Genomic DNA, 21,961 nt, shown 5'->3' on the forward strand with positions numbered 1-21,961 from the left:
AGGGGTTACCCGCATGGGCTGACACCCCCAGCCTCACAGGTTGCATCGATCAGCAAGCGTTGGCATAGTCGACGCAGAGCCGGAAGCCCGGCACTGCCTCTGGGATACACTAAGGACAAACGGCGCTTGATCACCACCGGCAGGTGCACCTGGGCCAGCCCCCCCGCCGCCAACGCCTCCTCACAGGCCAACCGTGACACCAGAGACAACCCCAGGCCTGCGGCAACCGAGCGCATCACCGCCTCCAGGTTGCCCAACTCCAACACGATCCGACTGTCGGACAAATAGGGCGCGATATGATGATCGAACTGCTCCCGGCTGCCGGAATTGGCTTCGCGCAGCACCCAGGACTCCCCGACCAACCGTGACCAATCAACCCGTTGATCCGCCAAGGGGTGATGCTTAGGCGCTATCACCACCATCTCATCCTGTCGCCAGATCAGGCGCACCAGGGTAGCGTCGATCCGTTCACTTTCGATCAGGGCAGCATCCAGTTCATAGTCCAACAGGTGCCGTTGCAGTTGTTGACTGTTGGCCAGGCTGATCTGAGGCAAGCCATCCTGAGCCCAGCTTGCGAGCAAACTCGGCAGCAGATAATTGCCGATTGAGTGACTCGCCCCCAATCTCAAACCGGCCAGATCGGCGCCCTCCCGAAACAGATGCAACACGCCCTGCTCCAGCTGCAACATCTGCTGAGCCCGAGGCAATAACAAACGCCCCTGAGCATTCAGGAGGAGCCGCTGCTGCCTCCGATCAAACAGGGGAACCCCGAGCGTCGCCTCCAGCACTTTGATTGCCTGAGAGATCGCCCCACGGCTCAGACACAAGGCATCTGCACTGACACCCAGGTTGCCGGTTTGCGCCACCACAGTGAAGATCTTGAGCTGATGAAGGGAGAGCCTAGCCATTTAGTTTTTCTACACGGGTGCCGCACATTAATTCGATATTATTAAATGGCCTGACAGGAAACAATAGGCGGGTCTTTTCCCTTGGAGGGCACTCCATGCCTCACCCTCTGCTGCGCGTCCCGACCCCCATGGCGGGCCTGGCTCTTGGCATCGCCAGCCTCGGCGTCACCCTGGCCCAACGCTTCCCCACCTTGGCCCCCCTGCAGGGTTATCTGGCCCTGATAGCCGGCCTGATGCTCCTGCCCATCCTGCTGAAATACCTGCGCCATCCCGGCCAACTAGGTCAGGACCTCAACCATTTCGTGCTCGGCAGCGTGGCACCAACCTTTGCCATGGCAACCATGGTGATCTCAACCAGCATAGTGACCCATTCACCGCGCCTGGGATCCCTACTCTGGACCCTCGCCGTCGGACTGCACCTGTCATTGCTGCTGTGCTTTGCCATCGGACAGTTTCGCCAATTTCAGTGGTCACGGATGATCCCCAGCTGGTTTGTGCCCCCTGTGGGGATCATCGTCGCCGCCGTCACCTGCCCTGGTGGTGCCATGACCACACCGGCAACCGCCCTGCTCCATCTGGGGATGGGCGCCTATGCCCTGCTGCTGCCACTGATGCTCTATCGCCTGCTGTTTCATGGTGAGATCCCCGCTGCCGCTCAGCCCACCGTAGCGATCCTGGCCGCCCCCGCCAGCCTCTCACTGGTCGGCTACCTAAGCCTGACGGTCCAGCCCGATCCCCTGGTGATCGCCCTGTTGCTGGGGATCGCCCTGCTGATGACGACCCTGATCTACCTGGCATTCTTCCGCCTGATGCGCCTGCCCTTCAGTCCCGGCTATGCCGCCTTCACCTTTCCCATGGTGATCGGGGCCAGCGCCCTGTATCACTGCGCAGAGCTGTTTCAACGCTGGGGCCTCAGCCAGCATCAACTGCTCAAACGGTTGGCCGATCTCGAACTGCTGATCGCCACGACAGTGGTCACCTATGTTGCCCTGCGCTACCTGATGGCCTACCGGCCCGCGCGGTGGAAAGCCCCCATCGCCTGAGCCCGGCCAATATCCCAAGAGTTCACAAGATGACGGTCCCCTTTCTGGGTCAATACTGTTTACTTAATAAATGCGTCTACCGGGCAGGGAGGCCCAAACACAGCGAGAACAGGATCTACAGGAACTGCTTCAAAATTGGCGAACGTACGGGTGAGCTATCAAACATCAGTGGCAGCTTACCCGTTATGGATATTCAGTCTCTCTCCATGTGACGTATACCTGCACTCTCCAGCCCACTCTGATCTCTTGGCCGCCTCTGGTCCAGCCTGACTACTTGTTCTGAATATCATATCAACTTACCATATAACTCCACCACCCATTGAAATCACAAAAGCAAGGAACGCCTCAGATGAAATATATAAAGTGGCTTGCACTATCATTTACAATCACAGGTTGCGCCTCCATCACTCCACTTGAAATGGAGAATGATGATACTATCGGTTTAATCGTAATAGCCTCTAGTAAAGTTCAGCATTACCATCAAGGAGTAACTGTTTTTTCTAATGAAAATGACTCAAAACAAGTCGCGACAGATAGAAATAGGTTCATTGCTGACACTCTACTTTCTCAGTCAAATGCAAATATAGAGTTAATTGGTTTCTTACCATCACTTGCTACTCCATGGCAGGAGTTAGAAGGCGTAAATAATTACAAGTATGTGATTATGGCTTATGACTTCACAAACAATTTCATCTCTGGGGCAGGCAGCTGGGGACATATAGCATTTGGCCGCAGACTTGGCTCATCTATCAGGTTTGACATTAAGTCAAACGACACTCAAAAGGTCTATTATTCACGAGCATTCAACAGTTGGGCTAGTATCACGGAAGATAAACTTCATAATATATGGAAAAACACTTCCTTGCTAACAGAATCAATTAGCTGTTTTGACCAAAGTATATTAGACGTGGCAATAGCTGACATGAATAAAACATACCCTCTATTTAAGAACGTGAAAGAAGACATTGTTAGTACATCATCCTTTGATTTTAGATTTGAAGCTAATAGCTGCATATAATAGTTTAACAGAGTACATTGCAGAGTTATTTAAGCCAATTCTGCTCGAAATCGCCAAGTTCGGGGTTTTTCAACCGACAGTAAAAAGCCACCTCGATAGGTGGCTTTATCAATGTGAGCAATTTCAGCGATCAACTCACTTAACTGTCACCCGAGCAAACTTACGTTTACCCACCTGATAAACCGCAGTACCGGCTTCCGGTACCAGCTTGGTATCTTCAATCTTGTTACCATCGATCTTGGCGTGGGACTGGGCCGGATCATCCTTGTCAAAGCGCGAGGCTTACCGGCCACATCGAGGATCAAAAAAGCCGCCCATCAAGGCGGCTTCATCAAGCTCAGTCAGGCTTATTTCAGTGTAACGCGAGCGAACTTGCGCTTGCCCACCTGATAAACCGCAGTACCGGCTTCCGGTACCAGCTTGGTATCTTCAATCTTGTTGCCATCGATCTTGGCGCCGCCTTGACGGATCATCCGCATCGCGTCGGAGGTGGTATTCACCAGCCCGGCGTCCTTGAGCAGGTTGGCAATGGCCACGCCCGCCTCGAACTCAAACTCCGGCATCTCATCCGGGATCTGCTTCTTGGCGAAGCGGCTGGTGAATTCGGCATGGGCAGATTCGGCTGCCGCGTCATCGTGGAACCGGGCGATGATCTCCTTGGCCAGGAGGATCTTCACATCACGGGGGTTACCACCGGCAGCGAGTTGCGCCTTAAACTGTTCAATCTCCTCCAAAGGACGGAAGGACAACAGCTCGTAGTAGTCCCACATCAGATCGTCGGAGATGGACATGATCTTACCGAACATATCGGACGGTGCATCGGACACACCGATGTAGTTGTGGGCAGACTTGGACATCTTCTTGACGCCATCCAGACCCACCAGCAACGGCATGGTGATCACCACCTGACGTTCCTGACCGGCGGCCTTTTGCAGCTCACGACCCATCAACAGGTTGAACTTCTGATCGGTGCCGCCCAGCTCGACGTCCGCCTCCAGCGCCACGGAGTCATGCCCCTGCAACAGCGGGTACATAAACTCATGGATGGCGATGGCCTGACCGTTGCCATAACGCTTCTTAAAGTCGTCACGCTCCAGCATACGGGCCACGGTCTGTTGTGACGCCAAACGCAGCATCCCTTCGGCACCCAGCTCACCCAGCCAGGAGGAGTTAAACTCGATACGGGTCTTGGCCGGATCCAGGATCTTGAACACCTGCTCCTTGTAGGTCTCGGCGTTGGCCAGCACCTGCTCACGGGTCAGCGGCGGACGAGTGGAGTTTTTACCGGACGGATCACCGACCATGCCGGTGAAGTCGCCGATCAGGAAGATCACCTCATGGCCCAGTTCCTGAAACTGGCGCAGTTTGTTGAGGATCACTGTGTGGCCCAGGTGGATATCCGGGGCGGTCGGATCGGCACCCAGTTTCACCCGCAGCGGACGGCCCAGTTTCAACTTTGCGATGAGCTCCTCTTCCACCAGGATCTCATCAGTACCACGGCGGATCTCAGCCAGCGCCTTTTCCAAATCAGTCATGCAAGGGTCTCCGCACGGTTTGAATCTTTCTGCAAAAGCGATAATGTTAAAGGTTAGGCTCGGCAAAGGAAAGACTGCCGGTGTTCCGGATGGGGGTTGGGCCAAGTAGATCCCAAAGAGGTACATGGAACGTGAAAGGGCAACAAGCCAAAAAAATCAAAAAAAGCCAAACGAAACCGCTCGTTCATCGGGCCTTGGCGCACTATAACCGATTACCGCGGCCCCACAGGTTGGGGATCGCTGGCTTAACCCTGCTGCTGTGCCTGCTGACGCTTCTTCCCTCAACCGACGAACTGGCCCGGCACACGGCCCCGCCCCTTCCGCTGGATCAGCGTTTGCCTCTGGTCCTCACCGTCCACAGCAGCGGTCCAATCGTCGTGGCCGAGCCAAGGCGATGGCGCAGCATGGAAGTGGCACCGGGCGACAGCCTGGCCAAGCTGTTTAACCGGGCAGGTCTCTCTGCAAGCCTGGTCCATCGCATCACCCAGCTCCCCCTTTCCGGGAAGCAGCTGATCAGGATCCTGCCGGGACAGATCATTGAGCTGGGTTATGACGATGATCAGTGGGCCGCACTGCGCTATCAGATCAATGCCACAGACACCTTGCTGGTAACACAAGAGGGCGACGCCCTCAGTGAGAAACTTGAAAGCAAGCAGGTAGAACAGCGCGAGCACTTCGCCAGTGCCACGATCACCAGTAATTTCTGGAATGCCGCGGTCGGTGCGGGCATGAGTCCTAATCAGATCATGCGTCTGGCTGGCCTGTTTGGCTGGGACGTGGACTTTGCCCTGGATATTCGGGTGGGCGACCGCTTTGCCGTGTTGTGGCAGGACAACTATGCCAATGGCCAGTTTGTCAGCGAAGGGGAAATTTTGGCAGCGGAGTTTGAAAACCAGGGAGAGATCTTTCAAGCGATACGCCACAGTGATGGCCAGTACTATGCCCCCAATGGTCAGCCGATGAAGAAGGCTTTCCTCCGAGCACCGGTACAATTCAACTATGTAAGCTCCAACTTCAACCCCCGTCGCCTGCATCCGGTGACCGGACGGGTCCGGCCCCACAATGGCACCGACTATGTTGCCCCCGTGGGCACCCCCATTATGGCGGCCGGGGATGGCGTCGTGACCCAGGCCACCTACAACAAGCTCAATGGCAACTATGTCTTTATCCAGCACTCCAATACCTATGTCACCAAGTACCTTCACCTTTCCAAACGTAACGTCAAGAAGGGCCAACGGGTGAAACAGGGCCAGACCATTGGCCGCCTGGGGGCCACAGGACGGGTTACCGGTGCCCACCTGCACTACGAATTCCTGGTCAATGGTGTCCATCGCAATCCACGCACGGTAAAACTGCCTCAGTCCAAGCCGCTGGCAGATGCAGAGCGCCCAGCCTTTGAACGGCGAAGCCAGCAACTGCTGGATCAGCTGGCCCACCGCCAGGCCATCCTGCTGGCGATGCAGTAACGAAATGAAGCCTCACCGCTCTTTACTCAGGGCAACGGGCTGGAATGCGAAGCAGGCCCAATTCCTCCCGCTCTCATTAGACTTGGGATCCCTTCGCTGCCATGCTGGAAGGCTGTAACACGCATTCCTTATGGAGCCCAAAGGATGACTTATTGCATCGGCCTAATGTCAGGCACTTCGATGGATGGCATCGATGCCGTCCTTGCCCAGTTCGACGAGCAGGGACACCCCAAGGTGGTCGCCCATCACAGTGTGCCGATCCCCGCCGCCCTACTGGCCGAACTGCATACCTTGTGCAGCCCGGGCCATGATGAGATCGATCGCATGGGCCGAGCAGACCGAGCCGTCGCCCAGGCCTTTGCCGTCGCCGTTAACGAATTGCTGGACGAAGCCGGGATCCACGCCGATCACGTCGCTGCCATCGGCAGTCATGGACAAACCATCCGCCACCACCCCGAAGGCCATCACGCTTTTACCCTGCAGATCGGCTGCCCCAACACCCTGGCGGTGGAGACCGGCATCGATGTGATTGCCGATTTCCGTCGCAAGGACATCGCCCTTGGCGGTCAGGGTGCCCCTCTGGTGCCGGCGTTTCATGCCGGCCTGTTCACCGCAGAGATCCCTCGCCTGATCGTCAATGTCGGCGGGATCGCCAACCTGACGTATCTGGGGAATGGTGAGGTCTTAGGCTATGACACAGGCCCAGGCAATACCCTGATGGACGCCTGGGCACGAGAGCATTTTGGCCAGAATTACGATAAGGGCGGGGCCATCGCCGCCTCAGGAAAAGTGGATGGTGCCCTGCTCAAGCGCCTGCTGTCCCACCCCTATTTTGCCCAGCCCGCCCCCAAGAGCACCGGCCGGGAGCTGTTTAATCTCAGCTGGCTGTACAGCCACCTCAATAGCCTGGGAGCATTGCCGCTGGAAGACGTGATGGCCACCCTGCTGGCCTGTACCGTCCAAAGCATCGCCCGCTGCACTCAGGATCACGCTGACCGAGGTGAGCTTTACCTGTGTGGCGGGGGGGCGGCCAATGCCGAGCTGGTTTCCCAGCTGAAACTGGCCCTGCCCAATTACCGCATCGACAGCACTACAGCGCTGGGACTGGATCCACAACTGGTGGAAAGCGTCGCCTTCGCCTGGCTGGCCTGGCGCCACATTAACGGCCTCCCCGGCAACCTGCCCGCCGTTACCGGGGCATCCCGCCTTGCGGTACTGGGCGGGCGGTATCCGGCCGCCTGAACGGGCAATACGGACTTACTGCTCCCTTGAATACAGCAAAGCCAGCGCAAATGCGCTGGCTTTTGGTCTTTCATGCTAAGCCGATCCCTTAACACTCAGTTCCCGTCAAGGATCACTGCTTGGTCGGCTCGACGAAGTGGGTGCCCCAGCCGTCATACAGCACCTTGTGCTTATGGGCCAGTTCAATCAGGGCTTCGCAATCCTTGTCCAGACGCTCAATATCCAGGGAATGCTCGGCCATGGCTGAGAAGCAGTAGGCAACGCTGCCATCATCCAGCTCCAGCTCTTCGGCATCGTCCACGGCAAATCCGGCCTTGAAGGCATCCACTGCCGCCTTTTCCAGGGCATCGAAGTCTTCCGAAGCGAAGTGATGCTCGATGTTGTAGGTGCCCTCAGGATCGGAGCCATCGTCCTTCAGTGCCTGGACGATCTCGCGGGTTTCCATCTGCTGTTCGGCAATCAATTGTTCTTTGTTCATGGCAGGTCTCAGGCTCCTTACTTGGCCAGGGCCAGCTGTTGCGCTTCTGCGTTCAGCTCAGCCAACCGTTGATTCATCTTATCGTAGACTTCTTGTGCCAGGGCGCGCACATCTTCACGACCCAGCCCCTCGGTGGAGATAGGCTCCATCGCTTCGACGATCACCACACCGTTATCCCGCTTACCCAGGCAGATATCCTTCTGGCAAGAGGCCAGTACCGGCACGATAGGCACCCCGGCATTGATGGCGGTGTGAAAAGCACCGGTTTTGAAGGGCAGCAGACCCTGGCCCCGGGAGCGGGTCCCCTCGGGGAAGATCCAGACGGACAGGGCCTTATCGCGGATCTTCTGGGCCGCACTCTGGATGGTGGAGATCGCTTTGCTGCGGTTGTTACGGTCGATCAGGATATTGCCGGTCAACCAGTAGATCTGGCCAAACAGGGGGATCCAGATCAGGCTCTTCTTACCCAGGCTCACAGTGCCCGGCGGCACCAGGGCGCTCTGGGTAAAGAGATCAAAGCTGTTCTGATGATTTCCCACGTAGACCACGGGATGCTCCACCAGCAGGTTCTCCTGGCCGCGCTTGACCACCTTAAAGCCCATCACCGGGCTCACTTTGGCAAACCAGTTGGCGACATGGTAGACATTATTGCGGTGGAACGGACGCAGCAAGCACATCAACAGGGCCAATAAAAAGGCTCCCACCAGCAGCACACCCAGGCTCAGGGAACGGATCAACTTCAGCACGGCGGCTCTCCGAAAATAAAGGGCGCCCAGTATACCTCGCTATTTCCCCCCCGCAATCCCTCAGGTTAACACTTGTGCGCTGAAGTTAATTCTGACTCGCAAGCCATTGTTGTGGAGTATCCAGGCAGTGCTGTAAGGCGTGATAGAACTGCCCCAGATGCAACCCGTCGGCCAGGGCATGGTGCGCCTGGATCCCAACCGGCATCACGGTTTTTTCCCCATGCTGGTCGTACTTGCCCCAGACGATCCGGGGGACCGAGTCATCGGGGATCATCGGCATCGGATTATTAAACTGGGTAAAACGCACCCAGGGCAGGCAGGAGAGGTAGAGATCGGCATCGTGCTCTGCCTTGCTGCAACCAGGATTAAACAGGGTCTCACTGACGGCGGCCGTCTCGGTATTGGCTTTCAACTCCGCCTCGAAGGCAGCAAAGTCCGTTTGCCAGGCGGTACGGCTGAAACGCACCTGGCCATCCTGCCCCAGCACCGTCAAACCCGCGCTGAGAAGCTCATGTTGCACCACTTGTTCGCCACGAATACGCCAGCGCATCCAGGGTAACTGCTGGGCAACACTCAACAAGGCATACACCATGGCTCGGTAGCTGCTGATCCCGTTTCGCTCGCAATGGCGCAGCAGAGCGGACACGTCCACGTCGGCACAAAGGCTGAAGTAGGGATTCTCCATGGCACGGAAGAACTCAAATTGCTGGTGGCGAGGCCACCCTTGCGGATCCAGATAGATCATCGTACACCCATAAGAACAAGCCTGAGCCGAGGCCCAGGCTTGAAGTTCAAAATGTCAGGTTTAACCGGGCGGCTTATTCGGCGTCAGTGGGCTCGACGGACGGAGCCACCGACGACTCGATCTCAACCCGATCGACTCGCTGCAGTCCCCGGGGCAGCTTATTGCCGCGACGGCCCCGCTCACCCAGGTAATGCTCCAGATCGGCGGCCTTGAGGGTCAGCTTACGCTTGCCGGCCCACAGGGTGATCTGGCTGCCTTCACCGATCACATGCAGGTGCTTGAGGTACTCCTCCCGGCTCTTGGCTTTCTCCGTGGGAATACCGATGATCTTGTTGCCCTTACCCTTCGCCAGTACCGGCAGTTGAGCCAGTGGGAACAGCAGCATCCGACCTTCAGTGGTGACCGCCAGCAGACGCTGAGTGCCCTGATCCCCCACCTTCTGGGGTGGCAGCACCTCGGCGCCAACCGGCACCGTCAACAGGGCCTTACCGGACTTGTTGCGGCTGATCATATCTTCAAACTTACAGATAAAGCCGTAGCCCGCGTCTGTGGCCATCAGGTACAACTCATCGCTTTGCCCCATCAGCACATGCTCGAGGCGAGCACCCGCTACCAGGTTGAAGCGGCCGGACAGGGGTTCACCCTGGCTGCGTGCCGACGGCAAGGTATGGGGCTCTGTCGCATAGGCCCGGCCGGAGCTTTCCAGGAACAGCACCGGCTGGTTGCTCTTCCCTCGAGCATGGGACAGGTAGCTGTCGCCGCTGCGGTAAGAGAGGCCGGCCGGATCCACCTCGTGGCCTTTGGCACAACGACCCCAGGCCTTATCGGACATCACCACGGTAACCGCTTCCGCCGGAGTCAGATCCTGCTCAGACAGAGCCTTGGCCTCGCTGCGCTCCATCAGCGGACTGCGACGCTCGTCACCATAGGTCTCGGCATCGGCGAGCAGTTCCTTGCGGACCAGGGTTTTAAGGCGACGCTCGGAGCCGAGGATCAGCTCCAGTTTATCGCGCTCCTTGGCCAGTTCGGCCTGCTCACCGCGGATCTTCATCTCCTCGAGCTTGGCCAACTGACGCAGCTTGATCTCGAGAATGGCTTCCGCCTGTTTCTCGGACAGGCCAAAGCGGGCGATCAATGCCGCCTTCGGCTCATCCTCATTGCGGATGATCTCGATCACCTCGTCAATATTGAGGAAGGCGATCAACAAACCATCGAGGATGTGCAGGCGGGCCAGCACCTTGTCCAGACGGTGCTGCAAGCGGCGTCGCACCGTCTCGCTTCGAAACTGCAGCCACTCCGCCAGGATGGTGCGCAGATCTTTCACCATGGGACGGTTGTCCAACCCCAGCATGTTGAGGTTGACCCGGTAGCTCTTCTCCAGATCGGTGGTGGCAAACAGATGGGCCATCAACTGCTCGGTGTCGATGCGGTTGGAGCGTGGCACGATCACCAGGCGCACCGGGTTCTCGTGATCGGACTCATCCCTCAGATCCGCCACCATGGGCAGCTTCTTAGCCTGCATCTGGGCGGCGATCTGCTCAATCAGCTTGGCCCCGGAGACCTGGTGAGGCAGGGCTGAGATCACCACCTCGCCGTCCTGCAGCTCGTACACGGCACGCATCTTGATCGAGCCCTTGCCGGTCCGGTACATCTTCTCGATGTCGGCGCGGGGGGTGATGATCTCCGCCTTGGTGGGGTAATCGGGTCCCTGGACAAACTGCATCAGTTCGGAAAGCTCGGCTTTCGGGTTCTCCAGCAGGTGGGCACAGGCGTTGGCCACCTCACGGGCATTGTGCGGCGGAATGTCCGTCGCCATGCCCACGGCAATGCCGGTAATGCCGTTGAGGAGAATGTGCGGCAAGCGAGCCGGCAGGGTCTTGGGCTCCTTCAGGGTGCCATCAAAGTTGACGCCCCAGTCCACCGTGCCCTGGCCCAGCTCCGACAGCAAGACCTCGGAGAAGCGGGACAGGCGGGATTCGGTGTAACGCATCGCAGCGAAAGACTTAGGATCGTCCGGTGCCCCCCAGTTGCCCTGACCATCGACCAACGGGTAGCGGTAGGTGAAGGGCTGGGCCATCAGCACCATCGCTTCGTAGCAGGCGCTGTCGCCATGCGGATGGTATTTACCCAATACATCGCCGACGGTACGGGCGGACTTCTTGTATTTGGCGGTGGCATTCAGCCCCAGCTCGCTCATCGCATAGATGATGCGGCGCTGTACCGGCTTGAGGCCGTCGCCAATAAAGGGCAGGGCCCGATCCATGATCACGTACATGGAGTAGTTCAGGTAAGCCTGCTCAGTAAACTGGCGCAGGGGCTGTTGTTCGACGCCCTCTAAGCTCATTTCGCTCAGTTCAGTCATGGTTCTCACTTGCCGGCACTGCCGGAGTTAATACAATTCAGTCTTGCGTGTTTGCGTAGGTCAAACGGTAGATCCGACCTTGATAATCGTCGCTGATCAACACCCCACCATCGGGGTGGGGTAAAAACGCCACCGGTCGGGCCAGGGGCGTTTCGCCATCAAGCCAGCCCTCCAACAGCACCCGGTAGCCGGCGTTTTCCAGCCCGGCCTCACCACGGGGATCGGTCAGCGCGCTGATCCGGTAGCCCACCTTGCTCGAGCGATTCCAACTGCCGTGCTCGGCGATCAGCAGCGCACCGCGCCAGGGGCTGGGAAAATCCTCGCCCTGATAGAAGTGCACCCCCAGCGGCGCCACATGAGCAGGCAACCGGGCGATGGGAGCCACCAAGGTGTCCTTGAGCGCGCCTGGCAGCACAAAGTGGGGATCCTCCACCACCCCGCCATGCCGATAGGGGTAACCAAAATGACTGCCCGGTGTCGACACCCGGTTGATCTCATCGGGCGGCAGATCGTCCCCCAGCATGTCACGGCCATTGTCCGAGAACACCAGCTCGCCCCTGACGGGATCGAAATCAAACCCCACCGAGTTGCGCACACCCCGGGCCAGTACTTCTCGCTCCCCGCTTTCCAGCTCGATGGCCAGGATACTGGCATAGGGCAGTTCCGGCTCGCAGATGTTGCAGGGCGCACCCACCGGCACAATCAAGCGTCCATCGGGGGCAAACGCCAGCACCTTCCAGCCGTGGTGTCGGTCCTCTGGCAGATCGTCGATCACCACCCTGGGGATCGGCGTCTCACCTTTTACCAGCGCGGCCTCGATCCCGTCATAGGCCAGGATCTGTGACACCGCCGCCACATAGAGCGTCCCCCCCCGCACCGTCAGGCCCGAAGGCATGACAAGATCCGAAGCCAGGATCTGCACCCGCACCGGCCGCCCGTCCACATGACGCACGGCGTACACCCGCCCTGCCTTGCGGGAGCCGACGAACAGGGTGCCCCGCTCACCCCAGGCCATCTGCCGGGCGTTGTCGATCCCCTCGGCGTAGAGCTCAAGGGCAAAGCCCTCGGGCATTTTCGCCGCAGTGATCGCCGCCGGTGCCGCCCAGATCGGGGCCGATGTGGTCAGCAGCACGAGTGCCAAGATCCGTCTTAGCATGGGGATTCTCCTTAAGGCTGTGCGAAACCGCTCAGTCCAGCTCCGCCAGATCGCCGTTACGCTCCAGCCACTCCTTGCGATCGCCGGAGCGCTTCTTGGCCAGCAACATATCCATCAACGCCATGGTGGCTTCGGCGTCATCCACCGTCAGCTGCACCAGGCGGCGGGTGTTGGGATCCATGGTGGTCTCCCGCAACTGGGGCGGGTTCATCTCACCCAACCCCTTGAATCGGGTGACCTGCACCTTGCCCCGCTTCTTCTCGGCAGCGATCCGATCCAGGATCCCCTCCTTCTCCGACTCGTCCAGGGCGTAAAACACCTCTTTGCCGATGTCGATGCGGAACAGGGGCGGCATCGCCACATAGATGTGGCCACGCTCTACCAGAATCTTGAAGTGCTGCATAAAGAGGGCGCACAGCAGGGTCGCGATATGCAGACCATCGGAGTCGGCATCCGCCAGGATGCAGATCTTGCCGTAACGCAGGCCGGAGATATCGTCCGAATCCGGATCGCAGCCGATGGCCACGGAGATATCGTGTACCTCCTGGGAAGCCAGTACCTGGGACGCATCCACCTCCCAGGTATTCAAAATTTTACCGCGCAGCGGCATGATCGCCTGGAACTCCTTGTCCCGGGCCTGCTTGGCACTGCCACCGGCCGAGTCCCCCTCCACCAGGAACAACTCACCCTTGCTGGCATCCTGGCCGGAGCAGTCGGTCAGCTTACCCGGCAGGGCGGGGCCCGAGGTCACCTTCTTACGGGCCACCTTCTTGGCCTTACGCAATCGGCTCTGGGCATTGTTGATACACAGCTCCGCCAGCAGTTCGGCCTGATCCGTGTGCTCATTGAGCCACAAACTGAAGGCATCACGCACCACACCCGAGACAAAGGCACTGGCCTGACGGGAGGAGAGGCGCTCCTTGGTCTGGCCGGAGAACTGGGGATCCTGCATCTTGGTGGAGAGCACGTAGGCGGCCTTGTCCCAGATATCCTCCGGCCCCAGCTTGATTCCTCGGGGCAGCAGGTTACGGAACTCACAGAATTCACGCATCGCCTCCAGCAGGCCCTGGCGGAAGCCGTTGACATGGGTGCCGCCCTGAGCGGTGGGGATCAAGTTGACGTAGGACTCGCCGAGGCTGTCCCCCCCTTCCGGCAACCAGAGCACGGCCCAGTCCACCGCCTCCTTATTGCCGGCGTAGTTGCCGACAAAGGGGGTTTCCGGCAACTTGGGCCACTCTTTCACCGCATCGGTGAGGTAGTCGCGCAGCCCCTCTTCGAAATACCACTCATGCTTTTCGCCTTTCACCTTGTCTTCAAAGCGAATGCGCAACCCCGGGCAGAGGACCGCCTTGGCGCGCAAGCCGTGGGCCATACGGCTGGCGGAAAAGTTACCGGAGTCAAAGTACTTGGCATCGGGCCAGAAGTGTACGCTGGTGCCGGTATTGCGACGCCCGACACTGCCCGTGGTCGTCAGATCTTCCACCTTGGCACCATGCTCGAACGCCATCTCATAGATCTGGCCATCCCGGCGAACCTTGACCTCAACCCGCTTGGACAGGGCGTTGACCACGGAGATCCCGACCCCGTGCAGGCCGCCGGAGAACTCATAGTTCTTGTTGGAGAATTTACCGCCTGCGTGCAACCGAGTGAGGATCAACTCGACCCCGGGCACGCCCTCTTCGGGGTGGATATCCACCGGCATGCCACGGCCATTGTCGATCACCTCCAACGACTGGTCGGCATGCAGGATCACCTGGATATCATCGGCATGCCCGGCAAGGGCCTCATCCACACTGTTATCGATCACCTCCTGACCCAAGTGGTTGGGGCGGCTCGTCTCCGTGTACATGCCTGGCCGTTTCTGCACCGGCTCCAGACCACTGAGGACCTCAATCGCATCTGAGGTGTATTGACTGCTCATCAACTTATCCAATGTTTCGCGTAATGGGGCCATCATAGCGAGGCCCGAGGAAAAGGTTCAACCGCGACTCAACCGGCGGGTTCAAGCCCCAGGAAGGTCAGCGCATCGGCCAAATGGTTCTCAAAGCCAACGAAACTGTGATCACCACCGGGCTCGAGCACCATCTGGCTACGGGGGTATTTGGCCACCGCCTGTCGATAGTCCAGCACTTCGTCACCCGCTTGCAGCAAGACCTTGTAGGCCTCGGGGCGACGGATCAGCGACTTTTCTAAAGCCTGGAGTTCATCCATATGCTGCAGCTCGACCCGGTAACGTTCACCGGTATAGTCGTTGATCTGCTCACCGATATAGTCGCTGAGCAACTCATAGGGGCGGATCGCCGGATTGATCAGCACGGCTCGAATGTCGGCCTCGGGGTGCGCCTCACTCAGGCTTTCCAGCAAATAGGTCGCCAGATACCCCCCCAAAGAGCTGCCCATCAGACGCAGCGGTTCACCGACGGCCACCGCCGAACGGGCAATGGGCAGCAACTGGGCCACGGCCTCGGCAGGGCCCGTGGCCAGCTGGGGAATGGACAGGGGTTCATCCGGATGATGACAGGCCATATGGTGCGCCACCTGTTGTGCCTTAGTGGAGCTGGGGGCGCTGTTGAATCCGTGCAAATATAGCAACATGCTGATCGACTCTTATCGACGTAAGGCGGTACGCCAGCACGAAGGCTCAATACCCGGAGGCACTGGGATCGGGAACAAACTGGCCGCCGATCAGACGTTTGACTTGAGTTTCGATGCTACCATCGGGGAAAAGGCGCAGCAAACGGTAGCCGGGCTGACGGGGATCCAGGACGAACCCGGCGCTCCCCGGCAGGAACTGGATGCTGGTGGAGGGGACCGCCAACAGGCGGGCATTTCCCTCCGGTACATCCATCTCCTGGTGAACATGGCCGAACAGCACCACCTTCACCTGGGGATAACGGCGGATCAGGGCAAGAAACTCGGCACCATTATCCAGGCTGTGTTGATCCAACCAGGCACAGCCAGTGGGCACAGGATGATGATGCAGGGCCACCACGGTCGGCGTGTCTGGTGTGGCTTCCAATGTCTCTTTTAACCAGCGCTGCTCCGCCAGGGGAACATGCCCGGAGGGCAGGCCAGTGACCGCCGAATTGAGCATCAGCATCTGCCAGGCACCGAGGCGGACCTGGCGCTGGGTATGAACCGAAGTTTGGGCCAGCACAGCCTCCATCCGCTGGGGCAGATCATGGTTGCCTGGCAGGGCAAAGACAGGTTTATTCAGCGACGAGATCAACTCGGCGAACAGACGGTAGGAGTTTTCGGAATGATCCTGACTGAGATCCCCGCTGGCCAGCACGGCGTCCACCCCCTGCTCGCGCCCCAGTTGGGCGATCACGGCAGAAAGGCTGTTGTGGGGATTGATCCCCAAAAACACATTATCCCTGTCGGCAAACAGGTGGGGATCACTCAACTGCGCAAGCAGCACGCTGCCGTCGGCGGCGACGGGGCTCACATGTTCCAGGTTCCGGGTCAAAGTCCGCGACTCTCCTCGCTTGGGGTTACCAGATGCCATTCCCGTTGGACAAACTGGGCCAACAACTCGGCTAGGAATAGGTTAACCTGAAATTTTTCATCACGCTGCAGCATCCTTGCATTGGGATACTCATAACGAGGCAGCAGTCGCAAAAATGGCCGCCCGGCCAGCACTTCTGCCAGGTTGGCATCGTGGTAAAGACGCACCTCCAGGCAGGGAGGGTCCACCAGAGGCAGCGGAGGCGCCTGTCGACGCAGGCGGATCACTTCCGTGTAGCGGGTCCGCTCCAGCACCTCAATCTCCAGCTTCACCGACTCTTGGGGGTGCTGCCAACAATACCTTTCCTGCTGGCCCTGCCGTTGCCGAGCCGTGGACAGCAAGCGACTCAAGGCCGCGTAGTTGCGTCCACACACCCGCATCAGGGCATCCAGGCTTGGGGCATAGCGACTTGGGGCAGAGCGACGGTGGCCCACCTTAACCCGCCTTTAACTTGCCGTGATTCAAAGCCAGCCACTGCAAACCAATAATGGTACTCGCATTGTCTATCACGCCCTGCTCGACCCAGGCCAGCGCCTGACTGCGGGAAACAATGTGTCGACGGATATCTTCATGCTCATGGGCCAGACCAAACAGGCCTTCCCCCTCCCCCTGCAAAGCGACTTCTGCCAGATAGAGATAGAGACGCTCACTGGTGCCACCAGGGCTGGTCAGGAAACTGGCGATCGGCGTTAAACAGGTCGCCTCAAGACCGGCCTCCTCCATCAGCTCGCGACGGGCCACCTCATCGCGGGATTCACCGGGCTCGATGATCCCGGCAATCAACTCCAGCAACCAGGGAGTCTGACTGGTGCGCAGCGCCGGGATCCTCAGCTGCTCGATCAGCACCAAGGCATCCAGTTTGGGATCATAGGCCAGTACCACCACCGCATCCCCCCGCTCAAACACCTCGCGACACACACGTTCACTCTTGCCACCGGCAAACAGGGGGTGTCGGTAGCAAATACGCTCCATCTTAAAGAAACCCTCAAACAAGGTCTGTCGAGACTCAATCTCTACCGCGGCTCCCCCATACTTCTGTGGCCCAGATTTCATGTTGTTTCCTTTTACAAAGAGTTACAGCTTTGGTTCAGTGTACTCTGTTACACTTGCCCATTGATTGAACATTGACTGACAAGACCCGGATTCGGTTAACTATCGCTGGCAAAGATCCGGTCGTCTAGGGGAGTCGGCATCGTTTTGCCGCGAAATTATGCCACCAGCCCCCTCGGGTTGACCTCTGTAATTGATTAAGGATTGGTAATGAACCTCAAACTGCGCTCCGTGTGCCTGGCCGTTGGCCTTGCCTGCGCTTCGCTGTCCGCCCAGGCGGACGACCTGCTGCAGATATATCAACAAGCCCTGGAAAAGGATCCCGTACTGCTGCAAGCTCGGGCCAGCCGGGATGCTGCCTACGAAGGGATCGGCCAGCGTCGCGCCAGCCTGTTGCCACAGCTGAACGCCACCCTGGGTTACACCAATCAGTTTGGCGACACCGGCAACGATAGTACCAATGCCAACCTGCGGCTGAACCAGTCCATCTACGATCATAAAAATTACGTCAACCTGGATCTGAGCAAGCAGAGTGCTGCTCGGGCCGAGTTACAATACAGCCAGGCCGAACAGGCGCTGATCGTTCGAGTGGCCAACGCCTACTTCGACGTACTGTCTGCCGAGGACAACCTGAATTTCGTCCGCGCCAACAAGCGTGCCATCGAACGTCAATTGGAACAAACCAAACAGCGTTTTGCCGTGGGCCTGACCGCCATCACCGACGTGCACGAAGCCCAGGCCCAGTTTGATCTGGCCATCGCTGACGAGATCAACGCCGAAAACAACCTGGAAAACCGCTTCGAGGCCCTGCGTGAGATCACCGGGTTGAGCCACGAGCGTCTGAACATCCTGGATACCCAGCGCTTCAGCCCCAGCAAGCCGACCCCAAGCGGCCATGAGCAGTGGCTGTCCATCGCCGAGGAGTCCAGCCTGCAACTGCTGATCAATCGCATCAGCGTCGAGATCGCCAAGCAGCAGATCAGCCTGGCCAAGACCGGCCACCTACCCAGCGTGGCTCTGACCGCTAACGTCGGTCAAAACCGCACCGATCTGCCTGGCGGGTGGGAATCCGCCGATACCGGCAATGTCGGGGTAACCCTGTCGGTGCCGATCTTCTCCGGTTTCGGCGTTACCAGCCAGGTCAAGCAGGCCCAGGCCAACTATGTGGGTGCCCAGCAGAATCTGGAGCAAAACTACCGCTCCGTCGTGCGCAACACCCGCGCCAGCCTGAACAACATCAATGCGTCCCTAACCTCCATCCGCGCCTACGAGCAGTCAGTCGTTTCCGCCGAGAGTGCCCTGAAAGCAACCCAGGCCAGCTTTGAGGTAGGTACCCGGACCATCGTCGAGGTGCTCGACTCCACTCGTCAGCTGTACCAGGCCAAGCGTCGACTGGCGGATGCCCGCTACGGTTACATCCTCTCGGTGCTGACTCTGAAACAGGCCGCCGGCACCCTGTCTGAAGAGGACATTGTGATGATCAACCAGGGCCTGCGTCCCGCGACCGAAGCTGATAAAGACGGTGATCAAAAGTAAGAGACACCGCGGGTCGCCTCGTCAGCTTACGCGGCTGCGCCGCTAAGCTAACCTACGGAGCTGATCGCGCAAGAGACAAAAAACCCGCCAAATTGGCGGGTTTTTTCATGGTTCAAATACGCAGTTAGAAGTGCAGCTCGGCCCCCATGAACCAGCCATCCTGGGTCACGTCGGCGGTGATCCCGTTGAAACCGCGAACATCAAAGTCATGCTGGCGGTAGCCCGCCTTGAGGTTCAGATCCAGGGCCACCAGGCCCACACTGAAGCCCATGCCCAGCTGGTAGTCACTGATCGCCTTGCTGTTGTAGTTGGTCAGGCTGACGTCGGCAAAGGCAAACAGGCCGGTGCCCACCAGGTTAAAGCGGCCACGGGCATAGCCCATGAACACGCCCTTATCCAGATCGTTATAGCTTGGCGTAAAGCCACTGCGATCGATCGCCTCACCACTGTACAGTCGGTAGTTCAAACCCAGATCCAGCTCCAGGCCCGGGTTGTCCAGCAGCTCGTAATAGAACACGAAATCGGTGTTGGACAGATCCAGCTCATCCCCTTCTCCCTTTGTGCCCATCTGGTTGTGGCGCACCATCAGGTTGGGGATCACCGGAATAAAGTGCTCAAACGCCGCGTAGGCGCTGATCCGGCTCTTGTCATTCCAATCCTGGCTCGCGCTCTGCAGTTCACCGTTGGTGGCGACGAAAAAGAGATCCATCCCCGCCTTTACACCCAAAAAATCCGCCTGGGCCGGCATCGCCAGCCCGGCAGCCAAAGCAACGGCACATACGCTCGGCTTCAACTTCATATTGTCATTAACCCTGTGTCATCAGTTGTTTAAGGTCTATAAGCGCCGCGTTGGCGCGAGAAATGTAATTGGCCATCACCAGGGAGTGGTTGGCCACCAGTCCAAAGCCCCCGCCATTGAGGATCATGGGGCTCCAGACCGTCTCCTGGGTGGACTCCAGCTCACGAATGATCTGCTGCAGGCTCACCCGGGCGTTCTTCTTCTCCAGTACCGGGGCAAAATCCTGCTCTATGCCCCGCATAAAGGCCAGCAGCGCCCAGCAATTGCCCCGGGCTTCGTAAAACACGTCGTCGATCTTCCACCAGCTGGTACGCACCTGGGTCTCCAGGGACTGGCCGGTGGACTGGCGGGCCGCCTCGTCACCGGCCAGATCCGTATTGAAGCGCTCCTGGCCGACACTGGCGGCCAGTCGCTGGGACAGGCTGCCCAGACGCTTCTCGACCATCTCCAGGTAACTCACCAGATTGTCGGCCCGGGCATAGAATTGCGCCTGTTCGTCGGCCCGATCCAGGATCCCGTCCCGGTAGCGCTCCAGCGCCCGGATCCCGGCTCGATATTCGGCCTCGGCCCGCGGCACCATCCAGCTGCGATGATCGATATTAAATTTGGGTTGGGCGAGCTGCAGCGCCTTATGCTCGGTGGACTGGGACTGGGAGCGGGCAAAATCCCGGCGCAGCACCAGGGTCAGATCCCGCAACTGCTCCAGGGCACCAAACTCGAAGGCTGGCATGTTGTCCATCAATACCGAGGGCGGCATGACATCGTTGGAGAGGAATCCCCCGGGTTTATCCAACAGGGTGGTGCCCACCAGAATGGCAGCCGTCGTGGTGGCATAGCCCACCACGGGCTCACGATCCTCAGGCTGCAGCTGCTGGTAACCTATGGGATCAGGCTCCATGCTCCACCAGACCGCCACCAGATAATTCAACAACATCAGTCCCAACAGGGCCCATACAACGCGCTTTACCGTGATCCGCTCCATACCCGCTCCTCGTATCCCGTCGCCTTTCGGTTAATGGTGATGATGGTGGTGATGCTCTTCTGCCTGATTCAGATCCCGCACCTCAAACGCCAGCGTCTGCGACTGGGCCTTGGCAAAAGACAGGGTACAGCTTAGCCGTTCACCCGCTTTCGGCGTGGCATCCAGCCCCATCATCATCAGGTGATAGCCACCCTGAGTGAGCGCCACTTGCTCCCCCTTGGGCAGTGCAATGCGCGCTACCGGGCGCATCTTCATCAGGCCACCCTCATGCACTATGGTGTGCAATTCGGTGCGCTTCACGCCCTGACACTGCACCGCCACCAGGGCATCGTCCTGTGCTTGGCTGATCAACGTCAGGTAACCCGCCGTATTGGGGACCCCGGGCGGCATCGCCCGAACATGAGGCGCCTGCACCAGCACCGACGCCATCAAGGGGGCCGACAGCAGGGCCGCACCTAATCCAAACCAACGTTTCACACCCATATCGCTTCCCTTACACTGACTAACCAATGGAACTGTCGAATCAACAGCACGCTAGGAGCCCCCATGGACACGATCCTCTGCCACCGGGACGGTTCAGTCATGGTACTGACCCTCAACCGCCAGAACAAGCGTAACGCCTTGACGCAACAGATGTATGCCCTGCTGGCCAGCCACCTCGCAGAGGCCGAACACGATCCCGCCGTTCGAGCCATCGTGCTCCAGGGACAAAGCGACTGTTTCTGCGCCGGCAACGATCTGGGTGACTTCCTGTCGCTGGAGACCCTCGACGATGACACGCCAGTGATCCGCTTTATTCGGCTTCTCCCGCAGATCAGCAAACCCCTGATCGCCGCGGTGGCCGGTCCAGCCGTGGGCATTGGCACCACCCTGCTGCTCTATTGCGATCTCATCTACGCCACGGCCGATGCCAAACTGATGCTGCCCTTCGTGAATCTGGGGATAGTTCCCGAGGCGGGCTCCAGCGCACTGCTGCCGGCCCTGATCGGTTACCAGCGCAGCGCCGAGCTCATCCTCCAGGGCAAACCGTTTCGCGGCGAACAGGCACACCAGTGGGGCCTGGTGAATCAACTGCTGCCCGCCGAGCAACTGCTCAATCACGCCCAGGCGCAAGCCCAGGCCCTGGCCGCCCAACCGCCCCGGGCCCTGAGCGCCTCGCTCAAACTGCTGCGCCAATCCCGACCCGCCGATCTGTCGGCAGTGGTCGATCGTGAGCTTGAGCTCTTTATCGAGTTGGTCAGAGGGGAGGAAGCCAAGGCACAGATCCAGGCCCTTATTAACCACTGAACAACCCAAGTTCACTCCTTGAGCAAACCGCAGTCGCATCGGCTTCACGCGGTTTGCCCTAGGCTCCTTACCCTTCTCGAAAGACCAAAGCGCATAAGCC

At 58.9% G+C, this 21,961-nt stretch carries 21 protein-coding genes; 6 read left to right on the forward strand and 15 right to left on the reverse strand.

From position 1 onward, the window contains the following. Positions 1–5: 5 nt before the first annotated feature. Positions 6–908, reverse strand: a complete 903-nt coding sequence (locus tag AC2D8U_RS14800; RefSeq protein WP_484619849.1) for a LysR substrate-binding domain-containing protein — start codon at positions 906–908, stop codon at positions 6–8. Positions 909–1,003: 95 nt separating this feature from the next. Here AC2D8U_RS14800 and AC2D8U_RS14805 point away from each other — a divergent pair, with 95 nt between their 5' ends. Both AC2D8U_RS14805 and AC2D8U_RS14810 read left to right on the forward strand, forming a co-directional pair. Continuing rightward, positions 1,004–1,951 (forward strand): TDT family transporter, encoded by a 948-nt coding sequence (locus AC2D8U_RS14805; RefSeq protein WP_484619850.1) that lies wholly within the window; start codon positions 1,004–1,006, stop codon positions 1,949–1,951. Positions 1,952–2,300: 349 nt separating this feature from the next. Then, entirely contained in the window at positions 2,301–2,969 is a 669-nt protein-coding gene (locus tag AC2D8U_RS14810) for a hypothetical protein (protein ID WP_484619851.1), read from the forward strand. 347 nt (positions 2,970–3,316) lie between these two features. Here AC2D8U_RS14810 and tyrS read toward each other — a convergent pair whose 3' ends face one another. After that, the gene (gene tyrS, locus AC2D8U_RS14815; RefSeq protein ID WP_484619852.1) at positions 3,317–4,504 is read right to left on the reverse strand and encodes a tyrosine--tRNA ligase; all 1,188 of its coding nucleotides are present in this window, start codon (positions 4,502–4,504) and stop codon (positions 3,317–3,319) included. A 194-nt stretch (positions 4,505–4,698) separates the two neighbouring features. Here tyrS and AC2D8U_RS14820 point away from each other — a divergent pair, with 194 nt between their 5' ends. Beyond that, positions 4,699–5,970, forward strand: coding sequence for a peptidoglycan DD-metalloendopeptidase family protein (locus AC2D8U_RS14820; RefSeq protein WP_484619853.1), 1,272 nt, complete (start codon positions 4,699–4,701; stop codon positions 5,968–5,970). A gap of 144 nt (positions 5,971–6,114) precedes the next feature. Continuing rightward, positions 6,115–7,212 carry an anhydro-N-acetylmuramic acid kinase gene (locus tag AC2D8U_RS14825; protein WP_484619854.1) on the forward strand — a complete coding sequence of 366 codons (1,098 nt, stop codon included), beginning with the start codon at positions 6,115–6,117 and terminating at the stop codon, positions 7,210–7,212. Between the two features lie 112 nt (positions 7,213–7,324). Here the strand turns inward: AC2D8U_RS14825 and rraB are convergent, their stop codons facing one another. The 10 genes from rraB to nudF all read right to left on the reverse strand — a co-directional run bounded on the left by rraB (position 7,325) and on the right by nudF (position 17,260). Continuing rightward, positions 7,325–7,690, reverse strand: coding sequence for a ribonuclease E inhibitor RraB (gene rraB / locus AC2D8U_RS14830; RefSeq protein ID WP_484619855.1), 366 nt, complete (start codon positions 7,688–7,690; stop codon positions 7,325–7,327). 17 nt (positions 7,691–7,707) lie between these two features. Further along, a complete protein-coding gene (locus AC2D8U_RS14835) occupies positions 7,708–8,436 on the reverse strand; it encodes a 1-acylglycerol-3-phosphate O-acyltransferase (RefSeq protein ID WP_484619856.1) in 729 nt (242 codons plus the stop codon). 85 nt (positions 8,437–8,521) lie between these two features. Beyond that, entirely contained in the window at positions 8,522–9,181 is a 660-nt protein-coding gene (locus tag AC2D8U_RS14840) for a CatA-like O-acetyltransferase (RefSeq protein ID WP_484619857.1), read from the reverse strand. Between the two features lie 73 nt (positions 9,182–9,254). Next, positions 9,255–11,543 (reverse strand): DNA topoisomerase IV subunit A, encoded by a 2,289-nt coding sequence (gene parC / locus AC2D8U_RS14845; protein WP_484619858.1) that lies wholly within the window; start codon positions 11,541–11,543, stop codon positions 9,255–9,257. A 37-nt stretch (positions 11,544–11,580) separates the two neighbouring features. Next, the gene (locus AC2D8U_RS14850; protein WP_484619859.1) at positions 11,581–12,699 is read right to left on the reverse strand and encodes a PQQ-dependent sugar dehydrogenase; all 1,119 of its coding nucleotides are present in this window, start codon (positions 12,697–12,699) and stop codon (positions 11,581–11,583) included. A 31-nt stretch (positions 12,700–12,730) separates the two neighbouring features. Then, entirely contained in the window at positions 12,731–14,620 is a 1,890-nt protein-coding gene (gene parE, locus AC2D8U_RS14855; protein WP_484619860.1) for a DNA topoisomerase IV subunit B, read from the reverse strand. Positions 14,621–14,688: 68 nt separating this feature from the next. Beyond that, positions 14,689–15,294 (reverse strand): YqiA/YcfP family alpha/beta fold hydrolase, encoded by a 606-nt coding sequence (locus AC2D8U_RS14860; RefSeq protein ID WP_484619861.1) that lies wholly within the window; start codon positions 15,292–15,294, stop codon positions 14,689–14,691. A 46-nt stretch (positions 15,295–15,340) separates the two neighbouring features. Further along, a complete protein-coding gene (cpdA, locus tag AC2D8U_RS14865; RefSeq protein WP_484619862.1) occupies positions 15,341–16,168 on the reverse strand; it encodes a 3',5'-cyclic-AMP phosphodiesterase in 828 nt (275 codons plus the stop codon). Further along, entirely contained in the window at positions 16,165–16,641 is a 477-nt protein-coding gene (locus AC2D8U_RS14870; protein WP_484619863.1) for a DUF1249 domain-containing protein, read from the reverse strand. Before AC2D8U_RS14870 ends, cpdA begins: the two co-directional genes overlap by 4 nt. 1 nt (position 16,642) lies before the next feature. Beyond that, complete coding sequence (gene nudF / locus AC2D8U_RS14875; protein WP_484619864.1) at positions 16,643–17,260, reverse strand: ADP-ribose diphosphatase; 618 nt, start codon at positions 17,258–17,260, stop codon at positions 16,643–16,645. A 207-nt stretch (positions 17,261–17,467) separates the two neighbouring features. Between nudF and tolC the strand changes: the two genes are divergently transcribed. After that, on the forward strand, positions 17,468–18,793 hold the full coding sequence (gene tolC / locus AC2D8U_RS14880) for an outer membrane channel protein TolC (RefSeq protein ID WP_484619865.1): 1,326 nt from the start codon (positions 17,468–17,470) through the stop codon (positions 18,791–18,793). Between the two features lie 124 nt (positions 18,794–18,917). Here the strand turns inward: tolC and AC2D8U_RS14885 are convergent, their stop codons facing one another. From AC2D8U_RS14885 to AC2D8U_RS14895, 3 genes are read right to left on the reverse strand one after another with little or no spacing between them, the layout of a single operon-like run. Then, positions 18,918–19,592 carry a TIGR04219 family outer membrane beta-barrel protein gene (locus tag AC2D8U_RS14885; protein WP_484619866.1) on the reverse strand — a complete coding sequence of 225 codons (675 nt, stop codon included), beginning with the start codon at positions 19,590–19,592 and terminating at the stop codon, positions 18,918–18,920. 7 nt (positions 19,593–19,599) lie between these two features. Continuing rightward, complete coding sequence (locus tag AC2D8U_RS14890) at positions 19,600–20,574, reverse strand: DUF2333 family protein (RefSeq protein WP_484619867.1); 975 nt, start codon at positions 20,572–20,574, stop codon at positions 19,600–19,602. A 30-nt stretch (positions 20,575–20,604) separates the two neighbouring features. Continuing rightward, positions 20,605–21,051 carry a copper chaperone PCu(A)C gene (locus AC2D8U_RS14895; protein ID WP_484619868.1) on the reverse strand — a complete coding sequence of 149 codons (447 nt, stop codon included), beginning with the start codon at positions 21,049–21,051 and terminating at the stop codon, positions 20,605–20,607. A gap of 69 nt (positions 21,052–21,120) precedes the next feature. Between AC2D8U_RS14895 and AC2D8U_RS14900 the strand changes: the two genes are divergently transcribed. Continuing rightward, a complete protein-coding gene (locus AC2D8U_RS14900) occupies positions 21,121–21,861 on the forward strand; it encodes an enoyl-CoA hydratase (RefSeq protein ID WP_484619869.1) in 741 nt (246 codons plus the stop codon). Positions 21,862–21,961: the final 100 nt, after the last annotated feature.

This window comes from Ferrimonas sp. YIN67 (assembly GCF_057219095.1).

Coding starts and splice junctions, on each gene's coding strand:
- AC2D8U_RS14800 (WP_484619849.1), bottom strand. CDS start 908: ATGGCTAGGCTCTCCCTTCATCAGCTCAAGATCTTCACTGTGGTGGCG.
- AC2D8U_RS14805 (WP_484619850.1), top strand. CDS start 1,004: ATGCCTCACCCTCTGCTGCGCGTCCCGACCCCCATGGCGGGCCTGGCT.
- AC2D8U_RS14810 (WP_484619851.1), top strand. CDS start 2,301: ATGAAATATATAAAGTGGCTTGCACTATCATTTACAATCACAGGTTGC.
- tyrS (WP_484619852.1), bottom strand. CDS start 4,504: ATGACTGATTTGGAAAAGGCGCTGGCTGAGATCCGCCGTGGTACTGAT.
- AC2D8U_RS14825 (WP_484619854.1), top strand. CDS start 6,115: ATGACTTATTGCATCGGCCTAATGTCAGGCACTTCGATGGATGGCATC.
- rraB (WP_484619855.1), bottom strand. CDS start 7,690: ATGAACAAAGAACAATTGATTGCCGAACAGCAGATGGAAACCCGCGAG.
- AC2D8U_RS14840 (WP_484619857.1), bottom strand. CDS start 9,181: ATGATCTATCTGGATCCGCAAGGGTGGCCTCGCCACCAGCAATTTGAG.
- parC (WP_484619858.1), bottom strand. CDS start 11,543: ATGACTGAACTGAGCGAAATGAGCTTAGAGGGCGTCGAACAACAGCCC.
- AC2D8U_RS14850 (WP_484619859.1), bottom strand. CDS start 12,699: ATGCTAAGACGGATCTTGGCACTCGTGCTGCTGACCACATCGGCCCCG.
- parE (WP_484619860.1), bottom strand. CDS start 14,620: ATGAGCAGTCAATACACCTCAGATGCGATTGAGGTCCTCAGTGGTCTG.
- AC2D8U_RS14860 (WP_484619861.1), bottom strand. CDS start 15,294: ATGTTGCTATATTTGCACGGATTCAACAGCGCCCCCAGCTCCACTAAG.
- nudF (WP_484619864.1), bottom strand. CDS start 17,260: ATGAAATCTGGGCCACAGAAGTATGGGGGAGCCGCGGTAGAGATTGAG.
- tolC (WP_484619865.1), top strand. CDS start 17,468: ATGAACCTCAAACTGCGCTCCGTGTGCCTGGCCGTTGGCCTTGCCTGC.
- AC2D8U_RS14885 (WP_484619866.1), bottom strand. CDS start 19,592: ATGAAGTTGAAGCCGAGCGTATGTGCCGTTGCTTTGGCTGCCGGGCTG.
- AC2D8U_RS14890 (WP_484619867.1), bottom strand. CDS start 20,574: ATGGAGCGGATCACGGTAAAGCGCGTTGTATGGGCCCTGTTGGGACTG.
- AC2D8U_RS14900 (WP_484619869.1), top strand. CDS start 21,121: ATGGACACGATCCTCTGCCACCGGGACGGTTCAGTCATGGTACTGACC.